This is a genomic window from Pseudogemmobacter sp. TB195 (assembly GCF_058313095.1).
On sequence record NZ_JBZEGG010000021.1, the window covers coordinates 14,205 to 32,982 of the forward strand.

The following is an 18,778-nucleotide window of genomic DNA, read 5'->3' on the forward strand; positions in this document are numbered from 1 at the left end:
AACATGACCAGGGGAGAGGGCGCGGCCCGGGCTGAGATTTCGGGGCTGCGCGAAGAGGCGCGGGCGTTGTTCGCGCGTGCGGTTCAGGCGGCGGATCCGGCACTGGCGCTCAGGCGCGCGCTGGAAACTGCGCCCTTTCCTTTGGCGCCTGGACGCCAGATCGTCATCGCTGTCGGAAAGGCGGCGGTGCCGATGGTGGCCGAAGCGCTGCGGCATCTGTCGCCGGAGGCTGAGGTCATTCTGGTGACGAATTACGAAAATGCCGCGTCCCTGCCCGATGGGTTCGGGCGCGTGAAGGTTTTTGCCTCAGGTCATCCGGTGCCCGATGAGAATGGGCTGCGCGCCGGTCAGGCGGTGATCACGGCGTTGAACGGGGCAGGGGGGGATGATCGGGTGATCGCGCTGATCTCGGGCGGTGGCTCGGCGCTGTTGCCGGCGCCGGTCGAGGGCGTCAGCCTTGCGGACAAGGCCGAAGTGAACCGGCTTTTGCTCGCGGGCGGGTTTGATATCACCCAGATGAACCTGATCCGGCAGAACCTGTCGCAGCTGAAAGGCGGCGGCATGCTGCGGCTGGCGGCACCCGCGCCGGTTTCGGCCTGGATCCTTTCGGATGTGATCGGCGATGATCTGCGCACGATCGCGAGCGGACCAACCGTGGCGCCTCTGGGCGGGCGGGCGGCGGCGGGCGACATCCTGCGCAAGGCCGGGCTGTGGGAGGCCTTGCCCGCATCGGTTCGGGCGCATCTGAGTGCTGCCGAAGACGAATCCCCGCCACCTATTGCTGCGGTGAACCGGCTGATCGGGTCGAACCGGCAAAGCCTGGAAGCGATCCGCGATGGCGCGGGCCATCCGGTGGTGATCATGGATCAGCCGCTGACCGGTGATGTGGGGGCTGCGGCAGAGACGATTCTCGCGGCGGCGGAACAGGCCGCGCCCGGGGCCTGTCTGATCTGGGGGGGCGAGACCACAGTGACGCTGCGGGGAGACGGTAAAGGCGGTCGAAATCAAGAGCTTGCGCTTCGTGTGGCGCTTGGGGCCACAGGCGTCACCCTCCCTTGGGTCTTTCTGTCTGGCGGCACTGACGGGCGCGACGGGCCAACCGATGCGGCGGGCGGGCTGGTCGATGCGGGCTCGGCCGCGCGGATGCGCGCAAACGTCGACCCCGAGGCTTTGCTTGCGAATAACGATTCCAACAAGGCGCTGGCGGCCTCGGGTGATCTGCTGATCACCGGTGCCAGTGGCACCAATGTGGCTGACGTGCAGATCCTGCTGATCGGCTGAGCCTCAGGCGGGAATTCCCGAGGCGGGAAGGTCATTGACCAGCACATGCGCGACCCGGGTGAAGGTCGCGCGCATCCTGTCGACATGCGGGCCGCTGAGCCCACAATCGAGGATCGCCTGATCCATCAGCGCGAGCCAGTCATCGGCATCGCCTGCGCGGATCGGGATATGGGCGTGCATCGTCTTCACGTCCATATTTCCATGTTTTTCAAGGTAATAGCGTCGGCCGCCCAGAAAACCCGAGAGGAAGTTGAACTGTTCTTCGCGCACATGGCTCAGCCCATGGCCGCGGAAATGCAGATGCAGGATCTGCCGGCCGCGCGGGTCGGTCTCGACCAGGTCATAGAAACGGTTGACGAGGCGCCTGAGCGCCTCCTCTCCGCCGATCTGGTCGAGGATGCTGGTCATTGCGACTGCGACCTCACGATTGCGGCCTCACGACTGGGGGCGCGTCTTCTTCGGATCGTAATGCGACAGCGTCACGATCTTCGCGGGCAGGCGCTTTTGCTGCCCGTCAAGCTTGCCAACCTCAACCTCGGTCCCCGGCTCCGAATGCGAGATATCAACGCGGGCCAGCGCGATATTCTTCTTCAGGAGCGGTGAGCGCATCGACGAGGTCACCACCCCGATTTGCGCCCGACCGATATGAATGCAATCGCCATGCCCGACCGAGACATTCGAATCGATGTCGAGGCCGACGAATTTATGCATCGGGTTTTCCTTGCGCCGGACCAGCGCATCACGCCCGATAAAATCATCCGTCTTGCCCTTCAGCGGCACGGTAAAGCCGATGCCGGCTTCGAACGGGTCGGTCTGATCGGTGAAGTCGTAATTCGCAAAGATCAGCCCGGCTTCGATCCGGAGCATGTCCAGCGCCAGCAGGCCCATCGGGCGCAGCCCGTGTTCGGGGCCTTTTTCCCAAATGGCGTCAAAGACTTCGCCCGCATGTTTCGGGTGGCACCAGACTTCATAGCCCAGCTCGCCGGTGTAGCCCGTGCGCGAGATGACAACCGGAATGCCCTGGTCATTCCCGATCCGGCCGACGGTAAAGCGGAACCAGGCCAGCTCCTGGATCTTCGGCTGATGCGGCGGCGTCCAGATCACTTTGTCGAGCAGGTCGCGGCTTTCCGGCCCCTGCACGGCGAGGTTATGCAGCTGGTCGGTGGAATCGCGGATCAGCACTTTCAGGCCCAGCTTTTCGGCCTGTTCGCGCAGCCAGGTGCCGGAATATTCGTCACCGCAGACCCAGCGGAAGTTATTGTCGCCAAGCTTGAAGATGGTGCCGTCGTCGATCATGCCGCCATGCGGATAGCACATCGCCGAATAGACGATCTGGCCGGTGGTCAGCTTTTTCACATCGCGCGTCAGCGTGTATTGCATCAGCGCCTCAGAATCCGGCCCGGTGATCTCGTATTTCCGCAGCGCGGAAAGGTCCATGATCACCGATTTCTGACGGGCCGCGAGGTATTCCTCGGTCGGGCCGGCCTCGGCAAAGGAATTAACCAGCCAGAACCCTTTATACTCCACAAAGTTGCGGGTGAGTTTGGACAGGCGGTCGTGGAACCCGGTTTCCCTGGTCATCTTCGGCTCCGAATCTGGGGTCGCGCGGAAAGCGACGGCGCGGCTGAATTTCTGCGTGGCCGCATAGGTGCGGACATGAATGTCGGTCGGGTTCCAGCCATTGGCGGCCGAGGTGTCATCGGGGCAGGCCGAATTGACGCAGACGATGTCGGTCAGGGCACGCAGCAGAACATAATCGCCCGGGCGCGACCAGGGTTCATCGGCATACATGACGCCATGATCATCGACGCCGGTGTTGAAGAAGAAGTTCGCTGCCATCCAGCCGCCGCGCGGGCCAATGCCATGCGGTGCGAGGACTGCGTTGAAGTTCTCGGTACAGTTCACATGGCCCGGATAGCCGATATCGTCGTAATATTTGGCATAACAGGCCAGCGAGAAGGCATCATGGCGCCCGCAGGTGTCCTGGATCACCTCGACCAGCGGGGTGAAGTCCTGGTCATAATATTTCGCGTGCAGGCCCGGCATCGGATAGGCATGGCCCATGACCGAACGGGTCGCGGTGACGTCCAGCGCATGTTCGATGCCGCGATCCAGCTTGCGGGCGTCAAAACACTGGAAATCGGTGCATTGGCGGCCATCGACATCAAGGATCTGGATATATTCGCCCGCCTTGACCACATAGGCCTCTGCCGTGGCCGAACGCACCCGCACCTCTTGCAGCGGGTCCGACAGTGGGTCGGGCAGCTCGGATTTCAGCGCGAAATTCGCCTCGGCGCGTTTGACAAAGACCGTGAGCGGCGTCGCGGTGTCCTGGCCATCGGGATCCATATCGCCGCCAGGCGCCGCCACCACCAGAAAGCCTTCGCGGCTGGCGGTGAAATCGACCGAGGTGCGCGCCGGGGTATCGGCGGCAAAAAAGCGGCTGGCCTTTGCCCCCGCCAGATCGAGGCCAAGACGCTCAAGCCCCTGGCGCATCCGCGCAAGGCTCGGCTCACCCGAGGCCAGCAGGGCTTTCAGGCCGCTTGCGTCACTGTCGCCGCCAAGCCCCAGCAGGGCCGGATCGATCCGCCCGTCCGGGCCTGCCGCCAGCACCTCACAGGGCTGGCCGCCCTCGTCATTGATCACCGTGATCCGGTCGCCGGTGCCGGTCCGGATCATCATCGCGCCGGCGCCCGGTACCGAATAGCGCTCGGTGCCTTTGGGCAGCATCAGCCCGGCGGGGCGGATGATCTGGCTGGGTCTGGGCGGGCCCGGGATCACGTCGGGATAAGCCTGGTCGAGCATCGCATCCTCCATCACGCCATTGGCGTATGCAGAAAATAAGTTTACGCTGAGGAATATTCTAGGCCCGGGCAAGCGCAAGTCAACGGAAACCGCAGGCTTTTCACTGATAAAGCGACCGAAAGGGCGGGGGCTCAGCTTTGCAGCCAGCCCGCCGCGATCTGGCGTTGATGCGCGGTTACGGCATTGCGCATCAGGATCGCCACGGTGACCGGGCCGACACCGCCCGGAACCGGCGTGATCCAGCCCGCGACCTCTTTGACGCGGTCGGTGTCGACATCGCCGACGATCCGCACAGTGCCATCGGGATCGGTCACCTGGTTGATGCCGATATCAATGACGGCGGCACCGGGCTTGATCATGTCCGGCCCGATCAGATGCGCCTTGCCGACGGCGACCACCACGGCATCAGCGCGACGCGAATGCATGGCAAGATTGCGCGTCATATGGTGGCAGATCGTCACCGTCGCCCCCTCGGCCATCAGAAGAAACGCCGCCGGTTTGCCGACGATCTCGGAATGGCCGATCATCACGACCTCCAGCCCCTGCATCTGAAGGCCGGTTTCACGAAGCAGTTCAACCGCGGCTGCGGCGGTACAGGGCGCCATCGCCACGTCATTATAGACGATATTGCCGATCGAGGCGGGGTTCATCCCCTCGACATCCTTCAGCGGATGGATCGCCGATTGCAGCGAACGCACATTGATATGCGCCGGCACCGGACGCTGCAGGATGATCCCCAGCACATCGTCGCGGTCATTCATCTCGACGATCAGGCGCTTGGCCTCTTCCTGGGTGATCTCGGACGGCCAGAGCTGCTGGTCAAACGGGATCCCCGCTGCCGCAGCGCCCCGCGCCTGGTTGCGCACATAGACCGCCACCTCGGGCGAGGGGCCAATCGAGACCGAGACCAGCCGCCCGATGGGGCGGGTGGCCGAAGCCTCCTGCACTTTGGCCCGGACCTCGGCAAGGAGGCGCTGTTGCACCGCCTTGCCGTCGATGAAACGGTGGTCGCTTACAGTCACGCGGTCAGACCTTCGGGTTCGGGGAGATTATTGGCGCGGCAGGCCGCCGTCAGCGTATTTGCCAGCAGGCAGGCAATGGTCATCGGGCCAACGCCACCCGGCACCGGGGTGATGGCACCGGCCACGGCGGCAGCACTTTCATAATGCACGTCGCCGACAAGCTTTGCCTTGCCGTCGCGCTCGATCCGGTTGATGCCGACATCGATCACGGTTGCGCCCGGTTTCACCATATCGCCGGTGATCATTTCGGGGCGGCCAACAGCGGCGACGAGGATATCCGCGCCACGGCAGACTTCCGCGAGGTCTTTGGTGCGGCTATGGGCGATCGTCACAGTGCAGCTGTCGCCCAGCAAAAGCTGCGCCATCGGCTTGCCGACGATATTCGAGCGCCCGACCACGACCGCATTCAGCCCTGCAAGCTTGCCATGGTGATCGCGCAGCATCATCAGGCAGCCCAGCGGCGTGCAGGGCACCATCGACTTCTGACCGGTGCCCAGAAGACCCACATTCGAGATATGGAACCCGTCGACATCCTTCGCCGGATCGATCCGGTTGATCACCAGCTCGGAATTCAGATGGCCGGGCAGCGGCAGCTGCACGAGGATGCCATGCACCGCCGGGTCAGCGTTCAGCCTGTCGATCAGAGCCAGCAGATCGGCCTCTGACGTATCGGCCTCCAGCTTATGCTCGAAGGAATTCATCCCCGAGGCCTTGGTCTGGATGCCTTTGTTTTTGACATAGACCGCCGAAGCCGGATCCTGACCCACCAGCACCACGGCCAGACCGGGGACAAGGCCCTTCTCCACCTTCAGCCGGGCGACATGTGCCGCGACCTGATCCCGCACCTTTTCGGCAAAAGCCTTGCCGTCGATCACCTTCGCCGCCATCCGATAATCCTTCCTGTGTGACGCCTGGCCCTGTCTGAGCGGGCAGGTTTATCCGTTCCTGTCCCTGAGGCTGTCCGGCCCCAGGTGGCTTTCCTCACGCGCGATCGACCAGTCGATCAGTCGCCGCCAAAGCTTCTCCACCAGGTCGGGGGGCAGGCCTTCACGCGCGGCATGGGCGCGGACATTGGCCACCACTTCCTCAACCCGGGAGGGGATCCGTGCAGGCAGATCCACCCCGGCCTTGATCGACGCCGCCCGGTCGATAAACCGCGCCCTCAGAGCGAACAGCCGGACCAGTTCCTGATCCAGCGCATCAATTCCGGCGCGGATTTCCGCCATGGTCGAGCAGTCTTCCGGCTTTTGCATCTCATGCCCTCCGCAAACATCGCCCCTGACTTATGCCAGCACGCCCTTAGCGAAAAGCCCTCTTCCTCTTGACGTAAATACTAGGCAGGGGGGACGGGGGGCACAAAGCCCCCCGTCCCGATATCATACTGAGCGAAAGCTCAGAACTGACCCGTGATCAGAACAGACCTTCAACCTGGCCCGCTTCATTGAGGCGGATGGTCTCGGCTGCCGGCACGCGCGGCAGGCCCGGCATGGTCATGATCTCACCGCAGATCGCCACGACGAAACCGGCACCAGCCGACAGACGCACTTCGCGGACCGGGATCGTATGGCCTTCGGGCGCGCCGCGCAGATTCGGATCAGTCGAGAAGCTGTACTGGGTTTTCGCCATGCAGACCGGCAGATTGCCATAACCGGCAGCTTCCCAGGCCTTCAGCTGGTCACGCACCGACTTGTCAGCAATGACTTCGCCCGCGTGATAGATGCGCTTGGCGATGGTCTCGATCTTGGCGAAAAGCCCCATATCATCCGGGTAGAGCGGAGCGAAATTGGACTTGCCGCCTTCGGCCAGCTCGACGACTTTCTTCGCCAGATCTTCGATCCCGGCCGAGCCCTGGGCCCAGTGCTTGCACAGGATCGCTTCAGCGCCCTGTTCCGCGACATAGGCTTTGACCGCTTCGACCTCGGCATCAGTGTCCGAATAGAAGTGGTTGATGGCAACCACAACCGGAACGCCAAAGCCTTTGACGTTTGCGATGTGACGGCCAAGGTTCGGACAGCCCTTCTTCACCGCATCAACGTTTTCAGCGCCGAGATCGGCTTTCGCCACGCCGCCATTCATCTTCATCGCGCGAACCGTGGCCACGATCACGGCAGCCGAAGGCTTCAGCCCGGCCTTGCGGCATTTGATGTCGAAGAACTTCTCGGCACCAAGGTCAGCCCCGAAACCGGCTTCCGTCACCACATATTCGCCAAGCTTCAGCGCGGTGCGGGTCGCGATCACCGAGTTACAGCCATGCGCGATATTCGCGAACGGGCCGCCATGGACAAAGGCGGGGTTGTTTTCCAGCGTCTGCACCAGGTTCGGCTGCATCGCGTCTTTCAACAGCACCGTCATCGCGCCATCGGCTTTGATGTCGCGGCAATAGACCGGCTTTTTCTCGCGGGTGTAAGCCACGATGATGTCGCCCAGACGTTTTTGCAGGTCTTCCAGATCCTTCGACAGGCAGAGGATCGCCATGACTTCCGAGGCCACGGTGATGTCAAAGCCGGTCTGACGCGGGAAGCCGTTCGAGACGCCACCAAGCGAGATGACCGCATCACGCAGCGCGCGGTCATTCATATCCATCACGCGGCGCCATGCGATGCGGCGCTCGTCGATGTCGAGCTCATTGCCCCAGTAAATGTGGTTGTCGATCATGCAGGACAGCAGGTTATGCGCGGCCGTGATCGCGTGGAAGTCACCGGTGAAGTGGAGGTTCATCTCCTCCATCGGCACGACCTGGGCCATGCCGCCACCGGCTGCGCCACCCTTCATGCCGAAATTCGGGCCAAGCGAGGCCTCGCGGATACAGATCACCGCTTTTTTGCCGATGCGGTTCAGGCCATCGCCCAGACCCACGGTGGTGGTGGTCTTGCCTTCGCCCGCCGGGGTCGGGTTGATCGCGGTCACGAGTATCAGCTTGCCATCAGGCTTGCCTTCCAGCGAACGGATGAACTCCTGGCCGACCTTGGCCTTGTCATGGCCATAAGGCAGCAGATGCTCGGACGGGATCCCCAGCTTCGAGCCGATCTCCATGATCGGCTTTTTCCTGGCTTCCCGTGCAATCTCGATATCAGACTTAAACGCCATTGTGGCTCTCTCCCGTTGGCACTTTTCCCGACTGATGCATCCTTGTGGCGGATGGCACCAGATTCCCTTAACGCGTCCGGCCCCGGCAGGCCCGTCTCACCGGGCTCCTCACCCGGGCGGCGGGCGCGGCAGCTCTGGCTGACGCGCTATTATTCTCGATAATAAATAGATATTCCTGACGGTCAACAAGTGACAGGGTCACAAACCCAGTTTCGCGCGATTTCTCTCCCATCTGGCGCAGCCCCCTGGTGCCGGGGGCGGTGACACTGCCCGCAAATGTCGCACGGGCCAGAGAACATGATGTTTATTTGCTCTGTGCGGCTGAAACCGGCAATTCAGTGTAAATTTCCGTAGCCCGCAGAAAGAGTTCGCAGATGCGCGATTCTCTTGCCTTCAAACAGGTGGTAGCGCAAACAATAGCAGTGGCGCCGCAGCAGCACACCAAAACAAGGAATATCGGCGATGAGCGACCAGGCCCCGATCTTGACCCTGACCCTCAATCCGGCGCTGGATATGGCAACGGATGTGGCCGAGATGCTCCCGGGCTGCAAGCTGCGCTGTTCCGAGCCGATGCTTGATCCCGGGGGCGGCGGGCTGAATGTCAGCCGGGCGATTCTCGCGCTTGGCGGTGACAGTCTGGCTTTGGTGGCGATCGGAGGGCTGACCGGCGACCGGCTCTCGGGCCTGATCCGCGAGGCGGGGGTGACCTTCCTCTCGCTGCCCGGCCCGGGCGAGACGCGGCAATCCCTGACGGTTACCGAAGCGACCAGTGGCCAGCAGTTTCGCTTCATGCTGCCCGGCCCGCTCTGGGGCGAGACTGAGCGCAACCGGGTTTTCACGCTTTTGCGCGCAACCTCGCGCCCCGGGGGCTATTCGGTCATCTCCGGCAGCCAGCCGCCCGGCGTTCCGGCGGATTTTCCGGCTCAGCTTGCCGCCGCGATGCCGGGTTGCCGGGTGGTGCTGGATACATCGGGCACCCCCCTGACCGAGGCTGTGCGCGCGCCGATCCCGGGGCTCGAAGTCCTGCGGATGGATGCGGAAGAGGCCGAAAGCCTGACGGGGCACGCGCTGGAAAGCCGCGAGGCGACGGCTGATTTTGCGCAAGACCTCGTTCGGCGCGGCGTGGCGCAAAAGGTGGTGGTCGCGCGCGGGGCCGAAGGCAACATCCTCGCCACCGCAGAGCGCCGCCTCTTCGCCAATGCCCCAAAGGTTAAGGTGAAATCGGCGGTCGGGGCAGGGGACAGCTTCGTTGCGGGCCTCGTCCTCTCCTTCGCGCGCGGGCAGAACGATGATGAGGCGCTTGCCCTCGCGGCCGCCGCTGCGGCTGCGGCTGTCTCGACCGATGCGACCCAGCTTTGCCGCCCTGCAGATGTGATGCGCCTGCGGCCCGGCGTGACGGTGGTGGAAATCTGAAGAATGACTTTGCCGTCTGACGACGGCAATGCCTCCGGCGGGGATATTTAGAGACAGAAAATAAGCTGGGAGAGCGACATTTTCTGTCCTTAAATATCCCGGGGGTGAGCCGCAAAGCGGCGAGGGGGCAGTGCCCCCTCACGCGGCTGCGACCAGAGATCAGGCCAGGTGCGGCCGGAACGCCGCCACTACCTGCTCATAGACCGCGCGTTTGAATGGCACGATGGCCGCGACCAGGTCATCGGCCCGGATCCAGCACCAGGACGAGAATTCCGGGTGGGTGGTGGCGATGCCGATCTGATCATCGGTGCCGAGATAGCGCAGCAGGAACCATTTCTGGCGCTGGCCGCGATACTTACCCCCCCAGACTTTGCCGATCAACTCATCTGGCAGGTCATAGGTCAGCCAGTCTGCCGTCTTCGCGATCTTTTCGACGAGATCGGCGGTCACGCCGGTCTCTTCCCACAGCTCGCGCAGCGCCGCGGCCTTTGGTGTCTCGCCCTCGTCAATCCCGCCCTGGGGCATCTGCCAGGCCAGCCGGTCGGGGGGGCTGGTGGCCCGACCCCCGTCGATACGCTGTCCGGCAAAAATCAGGCCTTCGCTGTTCACCAGCACGATACCGACGCAGGGCCGGTAGGGCAGTTCCGCTGCCTTGGCCATCGCGCTCATTCTTCCCTGAGGGTGTTCAGCCCCTTCAGGATATCCACTGCATAGGCGAGCTGATAATCCTCATCGCGCAGTTTGGCGGTCTCTTCCGCATGTTCCTGCTCTTCGAGATAGAGCTTTTTCTCATCCTCGGTCATCGAATCATTGGTGATCGCACCGCGCAGCCCGGCTTCGGTCCGGGGCTGGATCGCCGTTTTAGGCTCATCCGCGGGGGTGTCGGTCGCCGGATTGGGCCGGGCCGGCTGCTGCACCACGATATCGGGCGAGATGCCGAGCGCCTGGATCGACCGGCCCGAGGGCGTGTAATAGCGCGCCGTTGTCAGCCGCATCGCGCCTTCGTCGCGCAGCGGGATCAGCGACTGGACCGAACCCTTGCCGAAGCTCTTGGTGCCGACCACCACCGCACGGCGGTGGTCCTGCAACGCGCCGGCCACGATTTCGGAGGCCGAAGCCGAGCCGCCATTGATCAGCACGACAATCGGCTTGCCTTCGGCCAGATCGCCGGGTTTGGCGTTGAAACGCTCGCCGTCTTCGGGGGTGCGGCCACGGGTCGAGACAATTTCGCCCGAATTCAGGAATGTATCCGAGACGGTGATCGCCTCGTTCAGAAGCCCGCCCGGATTGTTCCTCAGATCAAGCACCACGCCATCGATATTCTCAACGCCGCCCAGCTCTGCAATGCCCTTTTCGAGCGCCGTTTTCAGATCGCTGGTGGTCTGGTCATTGAAGGTGGTCACGCGCAGGACCACCGCCTTGCCAACAGTGCGGCCCTTGACCGCGTCAACCTTGATCGTATCGCGGATGACCGAGACGTCGAAGGGCTGATCGGTGCCGACCCGCACAACGGTGATGATGATCTCGGAGCCAACCGGCCCGCGCATCAGATCCACCGCCTGGTTCAGATTGAGCCCGAGGATCGATTCCCCGTTTACATGGGTGATGTAATCGCCCGCCTGGATGCCGGCCTTGTCGGCGGGGGTGCCATCCATCGGCGAGATCACCTTGATGAAGCCCTCTTCCTGGGTCACCTCGATCCCAAGCCCGCCGAATTCGCCCTTGGTCTGGACGCGCATATCCTCGAAATCTTTCGCGGAAAGATATGACGAATGCGGGTCAAGCGAAGTCAGCATGCCGTTGATCGCGGCCTCGACCAGCTTCTCGGTATCGACCGGCTCGACATATTGCGCGCGCACACGGTCGAAAATGGTGCCGAACAGATCGAGCTGCTCATAGACCGAACTGTCGCGGGAGGCCTGCTCGGCGATCAGGGGACCGACCTGAGAGGTCAGGACCACACCGGCGACGGCACCGCCCACGGCGGCAAGCACGAGTTTCTTCATAAGGACCTCAGTCTCCTGTCGAGGCAGTGGCGGCGAACCATTCGGTCGGATCGACCGCAGTGGCCCCCATTCTCAGTTCCAAGTAAAGCGTTTCCGTGGCTTCTGCACCAGCCCCGCTTTTCGATCCGTTCGGCGCAAGCGGCGCCTGTTCGGTGGGTTCCGGCGCGGATCCGCTGCCGTCACTGCCGCCCATCAGGCCAAGCGGGGCGCCGGTTGCGACAACTTCGCCCACTTCGCCATAAACCGTTCCGAGCCCGCCCAGAACCAGAAGATAGCCGTCACCGAGCTCGAGGATGATCACATTTCCGTAGTCGAGCAGTGGACCGAGATAGCGGATGGTGCCGGGCCAGGGGGCGGTGACCAGCGCGCGGGGCCTTGTGGCAAGCGTCATGCCGGGGCGGCGCACACCGGCGCCATCGGCCTCATCGGGGCGCCGGATCAGGCTGCCCACCACCGGCAAAGGCAAGACGCCCATCGCGGTGACAAAGGGGCGGGGTGCCGCGCCATCGGTCGAGGTCTCGATCAGCCCGGCGGCGAAACTGTCCAGCGTATCGGCGCTTTCCAGCAAAGCGCGCAGGATCACCGGATCATCGGTGAAGCGTTTGGGCAGATCGGTGCGCGCCGAAATTGCCTTTGACAGCGCGGTACGTGCTGCCTGGGCCGAGGAGAGCCCGTCGGTCAGATGCTGCCCGGCCGAGACCTGCAGCGCCCTGAGATCGGCCAGTTCCTGAAGTTCGCGGCGCAGCTGATCGGCCTCGGCCTGGATCAGGGGCGTGACTTCGGCCACCAGCATGCCCGAGCGGGCAGTGCCAAGCGGGCCTGCCGGGTGGATCAGCAATAGGGGCCCGCGGTTCTGTTCCATCTGCGCCAGCGCCGAGACCAGCTGACCCACGCGGTCGCGCTTGGCGTTGAAGCGCAGTTTAAGCACTTCCTCGCGCAGTTCCGCCTGACGCAGGGCTTCGCGCAGCGCGGCAAGGCCTTCCTCATAGGCACGCACGGTCTGGGTCAGCGCGGCCACCTGGGTGCGGCCCGTGGTCGCCGCCTCCATTGCCGCCACCGCGTCGCGCAGCTGGCCAGAGGCGCGCGCCGCCTGGTCGGAAACTGTCAGCCCGGCATCGGTCGTCACCGCAGGCTCTGCCACAGGCAGCGCGGCTGCCGTCTCGTCCGGCTCTGCCTCCTGGGCGCGGGTCATCGCCGGCGCCAGCATCAGCGCGAGCACGAGACCGCCCCAGACAAAAGAGCCGCGCGCGGACGTCATCGCAGGATCAGGCTTTCGCCGGTCATCTCGGCAGGTTTTTCCAGCCCCATCAGATCCAGCAGTGTCGGCGCGAGATCCGCCAGCCTGCCACCGCTGCGCAGATGCGCGCCGCCCTGAATGCCGGTCGGGCCGCCGACCAGGATCACCGGTACCGGGTTCAGCGTATGGGCAGTATGGGGCTGATGCGTGACCGGATCGGTCATCACATCGCAATTGCCGTGATCGGCACAGATCACCATGGCGCCACCGGCTTTTTCCAGGGCGGCAAGCGCAACCGTCAGGCCCTGATCCACCGCCTCGCAGGCCTTTACGGCGGCCCCGATCTTGCCGGTATGGCCGACCATATCGGGATTGGCGTAGTTCACGACGATCAGGTCATAGCCTTTTTCAATGGCTTCGACGAATTTCGCGGTCACCTCCGGCGCCGACATCTCTGGTTGCAGATCATAGGTCGCCACTTTCGGCGATTGCGGCATGAAGCGGTCTTCGCCGGGGAAGGGCTCTTCGCGCCCGCCATTGAGGAAGAAGGTTACATGCGGATATTTCTCGGTTTCCGCGAGGCGGAACTGGGTCTTGCCCTGTTTCGCCACCCATTCGCCCAGCGTGTTCACGATATCCTGTTTGGGAAACATCGTGGTCATATAGTGGTTATGGGCTTCGGAATAATCGACCATGCCGAGGCGCGCGACCAGCTGCGGGCGGCGGCCGGGGTCAAAGCCGTCGAAATCCGGCTGGCCGATGGCGGCGAGGATCTCGCGCGCGCGGTCGGCGCGGAAGTTCAGGAAGAAAAGCCCGTCGCCGTCTTTCATCCCTTGGTAATCGCCGATCACGGTCGCGGGGATGAATTCATCGGTCAGGCCCGCAGCATAGGCCTGGGCAATCGCCTGACCGGCGCTTGTCCCCGCCACACCCTTGCCATGCACCATCGCCTCATAGGCGGTCTGCACACGCTCCCAGCGATTGTCGCGGTCCATCGCGAAATAGCGCCCGGTGACGGTGACGATCTTCACCGAAGGCGGCAGCGCGGCCTCGATCGCAGCGATCTGGCTCGCGGCGGAAGAGGGCGCCACATCGCGCCCGTCGGTGATCGCATGGATCACCACTTTCACGCCTTCCGCCGCGATGATCTTCGCGGCCTCGATCAGATGCGCCTGATGGGCATGGACACCGCCGGGCGAGCAAAGCCCCGCCAGATGCGCGGTGCCGCCCGAGGCCTCAAGCGCCGCAATGAACTGCCTGAGTGCCGGTTCTGCGCCGAAAGAGCCGGTCTCGATGGCCAGGTCGATCTGGCCGAGATCCATCGCCACCACGCGGCCCGCGCCGATATTGGTATGGCCAACCTCGGAATTTCCCATCTGCCCGGATGGCAGCCCGACATCGGGGCCAAAGGTCACAAGGGTGGAACTGGGCCGCGTGGCCATCAGGTTGCGAAAGGTCGGAATATGGGCCTGGGCCGGGGCCGAGGTTGCCGGGTCCGGCCCGATCCCCCATCCGTCGAGGATGCATAAAACGACGGGTTTGGGAACAGACATGCGCGACCTCTCAGGCAGTAACGGGCCAAGTTTTACGCGCGGCCCGGGGGCAGAGCAACCGCAGAAAGCCGCCATTCCCGCCCGCCGGGGCCTCTGTCACAGAGCTTTGTTGTGCCTTGCGCGAACCCGCTGCCGCCAGAGCGTGAAGAGCCCGGCCGCCACCACGATCACCGCCCCGATCACCACATTGATGCGCAGATTCTCATTGAGGAAAACCAGACCGAGGAACGAGACGAATGGCAGCTGGAAATAGGCGAAGGGCTGGATATCCGAGGCTTCGGCCACGTCATAGGCCTTGATCAGGAGCCAGTGCCCCAGCACGGCAGTGCAGCACAGAATGGCCATCAGGCCCCAGTCGAAGCCGGACATGTTCTGCCAGTGCATCAGGCCAAACGGCGTGATGAAAACCGCCCCCGTGATCCCGGTCCAGAAGAAACTGGTCGAGGCACTGTCCTCGCGCGCCACATAGCGGGTCAAAAGCCCGTAAAGTGCAAACATGGCGGCGGCCGAAAGCGGCAAAAGCGCCCAGGGGGTGAAAACGCCGCCGCCCGGGTTGAGGATGACAATCACGCCGACAAAACCGACCAGCACCGCCAGCCAGCGCCGCCAGCCGACCTTTTCGCCAAGGATGGGCCCTGAAAACAGCGTCACCAGCAGCGGATAGACCACGAAAACCGCATGGGTCTCGATCAGGCCCAGCCTGATAAAGGCCACAACCATGACGCAGATCTCCGCCACCAGCAGAAAGCCGCGTAGGATCTGCAACAGGGGATAGCGGCTTTTTGCCGCCGCTTTCAGCCCGCCCGGGCTGCGCGCCGCCAGCGCCAGCACGAAAACGGTCATGAACCAGAAGCGGATCATCACCACCATATAGATGTTCACCGCCTCGCCGAGATGGCGCGACAGGCCATCCTGTATGGCAAAAATCGCCGAAGTGGCGATCATCAACAGGATACCGAGTCGGGTGTTCTGGGGCGCGCTCATGATGCTGTCACCGCTATCACGGAGAACAGGGCTGCAACAGGGGCGAGGGCCGCGATCCTGCCCCCGTGACATTTCTGGCAGCCTTGCGCTTTTTGCAAAGCACCGCCGCTTTTGCCCGGCGCTGCAGCAGGCGTCCTGTTGTCGCGAGCAGTTGTGCAAGGGTGAAAAGGAACAGCTTTCAGCCCGGCCCGGCATCCCGGCCCGGCAAGACCGGCGTGGCGGCGTCCGGGGCCAGCTCTTCGAAGTCGAAATTATCAAGCCGGCGGGCTCGTTTGCCGGCCTTGTCCGAGGAGATGCGGATCTCTTCGATATCCCGCGCCGCCATCTGGAAATGGCGGTCAAGATTGACGACCCGCGCGCCAAGCCGATCCACATCCTGCGACAAAAGCGAGAGCTCCTTGCGGATGGCGCCGGCCTGTTCGCGCATCCGCGCGTCTTTCAGCACTGCGCGCATCGTGTTCAGCGTCGCCATGCATGTGGTCGGAGAGACGATCCAGACCCGGGCGGCAAATCCCTCACGCACGAGCTCGGGGAAATTCGCATGCAACTCGGCATAGACCGCTTCCGAGGGCAGGAACATCAGCGCGCCATCGGCGGTTTCGCCTTCGAGGATATAACGCTCCGAGATGGCGCGGATATGGGCGCGCAACGCCTGGCGCAACAGCTGCGCCGCCTCATGGCTCTGGCGCGGGGTGTCGGCGCGGCGCAGCGCCTCGTAGGATTCCAGCGGGAATTTCGCATCGATCACGATGGGGCCGGGGGGCTTTGGCAGATGCACGAGGCAATCCGCGCGGCGCCCGTTCGAAAGTGTCGCCTGCATCGTATAGCTGTCGGCGGGAAGCGCCTTTGACACGATGTCATGCAGCTGGATCTCGCCAAAGGCGCCGCGTGTTTGCTTATTGGCCAGAATGTCCTGCAAAGACAGGATGTTGCCCGAAAGATTCTCGATCTTTTCCTGGGCTTTATCGATGGTTTCCAGCCGCTGATGCAACTCTCCCAAGGATCGCGCGGTGCGGGTCGAGGTGCCATGCAGCGCCTCGGTCATCTGGCGCTGCACATCGGCGAGGCGGGCTTCCATCAGCTTCAGCATCGAGACCTGGCTGGCTGCCTGCGCCTCGGACACATGGCTCAGCCCGCCAGAAAGCCGTTCCTGCCCCTCGGACAGCGCCTGGACGCGGTGGCTCATCCAGGCGATCTCGTTCATCACGGGCTGCGCGGAATTGCCCGCACGATTGGCCGCGCGCAGGATCAGGATCAGCAGCGCGATGAGGGTAACGCCCGCCGCCCCGATGATCAGGATCTCAGGCGCATTCCAGGCATAGCTCTGGCCGAAAACCGTGATCATCTGCGCCCGAAAAGCCGCTCAATATCATGCAGTTTCAGCTCGACCCAGGTGGGGCGGCCATGATTGCACTGACCGGAATTCGGCGTGACCTCCATCTCGCGCAAGAGCGCATTCATCTCTTCGGGGCGCATCTGCCGGCCAGAGCGGACCGAGCCATGGCAGGCCATGCGCGACAGCACCGCATCGATTTTCGCGCGGGTCAGCTGGCTGTCGCCCTGATCCGCCAGCTCGTCGAGAATGTCGCGGATCAGCGCGGCGGCGTTGACCTCGCCAAGGATCGCGGGGGTCTCGGTTACCGAGATTGCCGAACCGCCAAAGGGCTCGATCACAAGGCCCGCCCCGGCAAGGCTTTCCGCTGCCGAGAGGATCAGGCTCGCATCCGGGGCCGACAGGGTGATTATTTCCGGAATCAGCAGCACCTGGCGCGGGATCTCGCGGCTGGCCATCTGCACTTTCAGCCGCTCATAAACCAGGCGTTCATGCGCGGCATGCTGGTCGACGATGACGATGCCGTCCGGGGTCTGGGCAATGATCCAGTTTTCATGCAACTGGGCGCGGGCGGCGCCAAGGGGGAAGCTCTGCGGCGCGGGCTCGGGCCCTGCCGGATCCTGATCCCGGATCTGCGCCGAGGTCGCGCCCAGGTCTGCAATCGTGTTGACCTGGGGGGCTTCGGCGAAGCCGGAGGCGGGCAGGGGCGCCTGAAAGGCGAAGGCCTGGGCGAGGGTGCTCTGCGCAGGACGGTGCGGCAGGTCATGCGCGTATGTCGGCCGCATCGGCTGGGGCGCCAGGCTCTGGCCCGGCCGGAAAGCCCCGATTGTCTCGGCCCCCACCGTGGTCGAGGCCCGATGGCCCGCTCCGGTCAGGGCCATCCGTATCGCGGTGATGATCAGCGCGCGCGCGGCATCGGGTTCGCGAAACCGCACTTCGGATTTCGCCGGATGTACATTCACGTCGACCCGTTCGGGATCGACAATCAGGTTCAGCACCGCCGCCGGATGGCGGTCGCGTGACAGCACGTCGAAATAGGCGGCCCGCAGCGCACCGAGCAGCAGGCGGTCATTCACCGGGCGGCCATTGACGAAGAGATATTGCTGGGTCGAAGAGCCCCGCGAATAGGTCGGCAGCGCGGCATAGCCCAGCAAAGCGAGACCATCACGGCTGGCATCAATCGCCATTGCATTGGCGGTGAAATCCGCCCCGATGATCCGCGAGAGCCGCCCCTGGAGCGCGTCAAACAGATCGCCCTGTTCGGGATCGAGCCGCAGGATCACCCTTGGCCCGTCGGCGGTCACCTCGGAGAGGGTGAAGCCCACTGCCGGCTCGGCCATGGCGAGGCGTTTGATCACTTCATGGATCGCCTGGGCCTCGGCCCGGTCTGAACGCATGAATTTCAGCCGCGCCGGCGTTGCATGGAACAGATCGCGCAGCTCGACCACGGTGCCCGAGGTCAGCGCGGCCGGTCGCGGCCCGTCAAGCCGCCCGCCGGTGCAGGTGATCAGGGCCGCGTCAAACCCCGCTGCGCGCGAGGTGATCACCAGCCGCCCGACGGCGCCCAGGGAGGGCAGCGCCTCGCCGCGAAACCCGAAGGACCGGATGTTCAGCAGATCACTGCCGTCGATTTTCGAGGTGGCATGGCGGCTCAGCGCCAGCGGCAGATCCTCGGGCGTCATGCCGCAGCCGTCATCGCTGACCCGGATCAGTGTCTTGCCGCCATCGGTATATTCGACCCTGATCCGCGTCGCGCCTGCATCCAGCGCGTTTTCCACCAGCTCTTTCACGGCGGATGCGGGCCGTTCCACCACTTCACCGGCGGCAATGCGGTTGATCGCGGCCTCGTCCAGCTGACGGATCACAGGACGCGCGGCTTCTTGCGAGAGGTTGGGGGCGAACTGGCTCATGCCGCAATATCTAGCAGCGGATGGCGAGTCGCGAAAGGCCCGCCAGAGCCCGCCCGGCCTGCCGGTCTCACCGCACAGGTCGCCCCGCGCGCGGCGGGGAGGGGGCAGGGGAGGGTTGCCCTCCCCTGCTTTGTTCAGGAAAATAAC

The 18,778-nt window shown here is 63.9% G+C and carries 15 protein-coding genes; 2 read left to right on the forward strand and 13 right to left on the reverse strand.

Annotated elements, in window-relative coordinates; all coding sequences use genetic code 11:
- Nucleotides 1-3 precede the first annotated feature (3 nt).
- Nucleotides 4-1,281 (forward strand): glycerate kinase type-2 family protein, encoded by a 1,278-nt coding sequence (locus AC4FS3_RS19715; protein WP_491021954.1) that lies wholly within the window; start codon nucleotides 4-6, stop codon nucleotides 1,279-1,281.
- Between the two features lie 3 nt (nucleotides 1,282-1,284).
- Here AC4FS3_RS19715 and AC4FS3_RS19720 read toward each other — a convergent pair whose 3' ends face one another.
- The 6 genes from AC4FS3_RS19720 to AC4FS3_RS19745 form a co-directional block, all read right to left on the reverse strand.
- On the reverse strand, nucleotides 1,285-1,689 hold the full coding sequence (locus tag AC4FS3_RS19720; protein ID WP_092896008.1) for a group II truncated hemoglobin: 405 nt from the start codon (nucleotides 1,687-1,689) through the stop codon (nucleotides 1,285-1,287).
- A gap of 27 nt (nucleotides 1,690-1,716) precedes the next feature.
- Complete coding sequence (locus AC4FS3_RS19725) at nucleotides 1,717-4,086, reverse strand: trimethylamine N-oxide demethylase (RefSeq protein WP_491021955.1); 2,370 nt, start codon at nucleotides 4,084-4,086, stop codon at nucleotides 1,717-1,719.
- Between the two features lie 131 nt (nucleotides 4,087-4,217).
- A complete protein-coding gene (locus tag AC4FS3_RS19730; RefSeq protein WP_283177274.1) occupies nucleotides 4,218-5,108 on the reverse strand; it encodes a bifunctional 5,10-methylenetetrahydrofolate dehydrogenase/5,10-methenyltetrahydrofolate cyclohydrolase in 891 nt (296 codons plus the stop codon).
- The gene (gene folD / locus AC4FS3_RS19735; RefSeq protein WP_491021956.1) at nucleotides 5,105-5,995 is read right to left on the reverse strand and encodes a bifunctional methylenetetrahydrofolate dehydrogenase/methenyltetrahydrofolate cyclohydrolase FolD; all 891 of its coding nucleotides are present in this window, start codon (nucleotides 5,993-5,995) and stop codon (nucleotides 5,105-5,107) included. The genes AC4FS3_RS19730 and folD overlap by 4 nt, the downstream gene beginning before the upstream one ends.
- 48 nt (nucleotides 5,996-6,043) lie before the next feature.
- Nucleotides 6,044-6,361 (reverse strand): chorismate mutase, encoded by a 318-nt coding sequence (locus AC4FS3_RS19740; RefSeq protein WP_283177276.1) that lies wholly within the window; start codon nucleotides 6,359-6,361, stop codon nucleotides 6,044-6,046.
- A 157-nt stretch (nucleotides 6,362-6,518) separates the two neighbouring features.
- Complete coding sequence (locus AC4FS3_RS19745; RefSeq protein WP_491021957.1) at nucleotides 6,519-8,195, reverse strand: formate--tetrahydrofolate ligase; 1,677 nt, start codon at nucleotides 8,193-8,195, stop codon at nucleotides 6,519-6,521.
- A 462-nt stretch (nucleotides 8,196-8,657) separates the two neighbouring features.
- On the opposite strand from AC4FS3_RS19745, the gene AC4FS3_RS19750 reads away from it, so the two are divergent.
- Nucleotides 8,658-9,608, forward strand: a complete 951-nt coding sequence (locus AC4FS3_RS19750; protein WP_283177278.1) for a 1-phosphofructokinase family hexose kinase — start codon at nucleotides 8,658-8,660, stop codon at nucleotides 9,606-9,608.
- A 159-nt stretch (nucleotides 9,609-9,767) separates the two neighbouring features.
- Here AC4FS3_RS19750 and AC4FS3_RS19755 read toward each other — a convergent pair whose 3' ends face one another.
- The 7 genes from AC4FS3_RS19755 to mutL all read right to left on the reverse strand — a co-directional run bounded on the left by AC4FS3_RS19755 (nucleotide 9,768) and on the right by mutL (nucleotide 18,631).
- Nucleotides 9,768-10,277, reverse strand: a complete 510-nt coding sequence (locus AC4FS3_RS19755) for an RNA pyrophosphohydrolase (RefSeq protein WP_491021958.1) — start codon at nucleotides 10,275-10,277, stop codon at nucleotides 9,768-9,770.
- Nucleotides 10,274-11,614 (reverse strand): S41 family peptidase, encoded by a 1,341-nt coding sequence (locus tag AC4FS3_RS19760; protein ID WP_491021959.1) that lies wholly within the window; start codon nucleotides 11,612-11,614, stop codon nucleotides 10,274-10,276. Before AC4FS3_RS19760 ends, AC4FS3_RS19755 begins: the two co-directional genes overlap by 4 nt.
- Nucleotides 11,615-11,621: 7 nt before the next feature.
- Complete coding sequence (locus AC4FS3_RS19765; RefSeq protein ID WP_491021960.1) at nucleotides 11,622-12,872, reverse strand: murein hydrolase activator EnvC family protein; 1,251 nt, start codon at nucleotides 12,870-12,872, stop codon at nucleotides 11,622-11,624.
- Nucleotides 12,869-14,404 (reverse strand): 2,3-bisphosphoglycerate-independent phosphoglycerate mutase, encoded by a 1,536-nt coding sequence (gene gpmI, locus AC4FS3_RS19770; RefSeq protein WP_491021961.1) that lies wholly within the window; start codon nucleotides 14,402-14,404, stop codon nucleotides 12,869-12,871. The genes AC4FS3_RS19765 and gpmI overlap by 4 nt, the downstream gene beginning before the upstream one ends.
- 96 nt (nucleotides 14,405-14,500) lie before the next feature.
- Nucleotides 14,501-15,388, reverse strand: a complete 888-nt coding sequence (locus AC4FS3_RS19775) for a DMT family transporter (RefSeq protein ID WP_491021962.1) — start codon at nucleotides 15,386-15,388, stop codon at nucleotides 14,501-14,503.
- A 178-nt stretch (nucleotides 15,389-15,566) separates the two neighbouring features.
- Nucleotides 15,567-16,733, reverse strand: a complete 1,167-nt coding sequence (locus tag AC4FS3_RS19780) for a DNA recombination protein RmuC (RefSeq protein WP_491021963.1) — start codon at nucleotides 16,731-16,733, stop codon at nucleotides 15,567-15,569.
- On the reverse strand, nucleotides 16,730-18,631 hold the full coding sequence (mutL, locus tag AC4FS3_RS19785) for a DNA mismatch repair endonuclease MutL (protein ID WP_491021964.1): 1,902 nt from the start codon (nucleotides 18,629-18,631) through the stop codon (nucleotides 16,730-16,732). Before mutL ends, AC4FS3_RS19780 begins: the two co-directional genes overlap by 4 nt.
- Nucleotides 18,632-18,778 lie beyond the last annotated feature (147 nt).

Excerpts from the sequence above, each read along its gene's own strand:
- AC4FS3_RS19715 (WP_491021954.1), top strand. The coding sequence starts at position 4 with ATGACCAGGGGAGAGGGCGCGGCCCGGGCTGAGATTTCGGGGCTGCGC.
- AC4FS3_RS19720 (WP_092896008.1), bottom strand. The coding sequence starts at position 1,689 with ATGACCAGCATCCTCGACCAGATCGGCGGAGAGGAGGCGCTCAGGCGC.
- AC4FS3_RS19725 (WP_491021955.1), bottom strand. The coding sequence starts at position 4,086 with ATGCTCGACCAGGCTTATCCCGACGTGATCCCGGGCCCGCCCAGACCC.
- folD (WP_491021956.1), bottom strand. The coding sequence starts at position 5,995 with ATGGCGGCGAAGGTGATCGACGGCAAGGCTTTTGCCGAAAAGGTGCGG.
- AC4FS3_RS19740 (WP_283177276.1), bottom strand. The coding sequence starts at position 6,361 with ATGCAAAAGCCGGAAGACTGCTCGACCATGGCGGAAATCCGCGCCGGA.
- AC4FS3_RS19745 (WP_491021957.1), bottom strand. The coding sequence starts at position 8,195 with ATGGCGTTTAAGTCTGATATCGAGATTGCACGGGAAGCCAGGAAAAAG.
- AC4FS3_RS19750 (WP_283177278.1), top strand. The coding sequence starts at position 8,658 with ATGAGCGACCAGGCCCCGATCTTGACCCTGACCCTCAATCCGGCGCTG.
- AC4FS3_RS19755 (WP_491021958.1), bottom strand. The coding sequence starts at position 10,277 with ATGAGCGCGATGGCCAAGGCAGCGGAACTGCCCTACCGGCCCTGCGTC.
- AC4FS3_RS19760 (WP_491021959.1), bottom strand. The coding sequence starts at position 11,614 with ATGAAGAAACTCGTGCTTGCCGCCGTGGGCGGTGCCGTCGCCGGTGTG.
- AC4FS3_RS19765 (WP_491021960.1), bottom strand. The coding sequence starts at position 12,872 with ATGACGTCCGCGCGCGGCTCTTTTGTCTGGGGCGGTCTCGTGCTCGCG.
- gpmI (WP_491021961.1), bottom strand. The coding sequence starts at position 14,404 with ATGTCTGTTCCCAAACCCGTCGTTTTATGCATCCTCGACGGATGGGGG.
- AC4FS3_RS19775 (WP_491021962.1), bottom strand. The coding sequence starts at position 15,388 with ATGAGCGCGCCCCAGAACACCCGACTCGGTATCCTGTTGATGATCGCC.
- AC4FS3_RS19780 (WP_491021963.1), bottom strand. The coding sequence starts at position 16,733 with ATGATCACGGTTTTCGGCCAGAGCTATGCCTGGAATGCGCCTGAGATC.
- mutL (WP_491021964.1), bottom strand. The coding sequence starts at position 18,631 with ATGAGCCAGTTCGCCCCCAACCTCTCGCAAGAAGCCGCGCGTCCTGTG.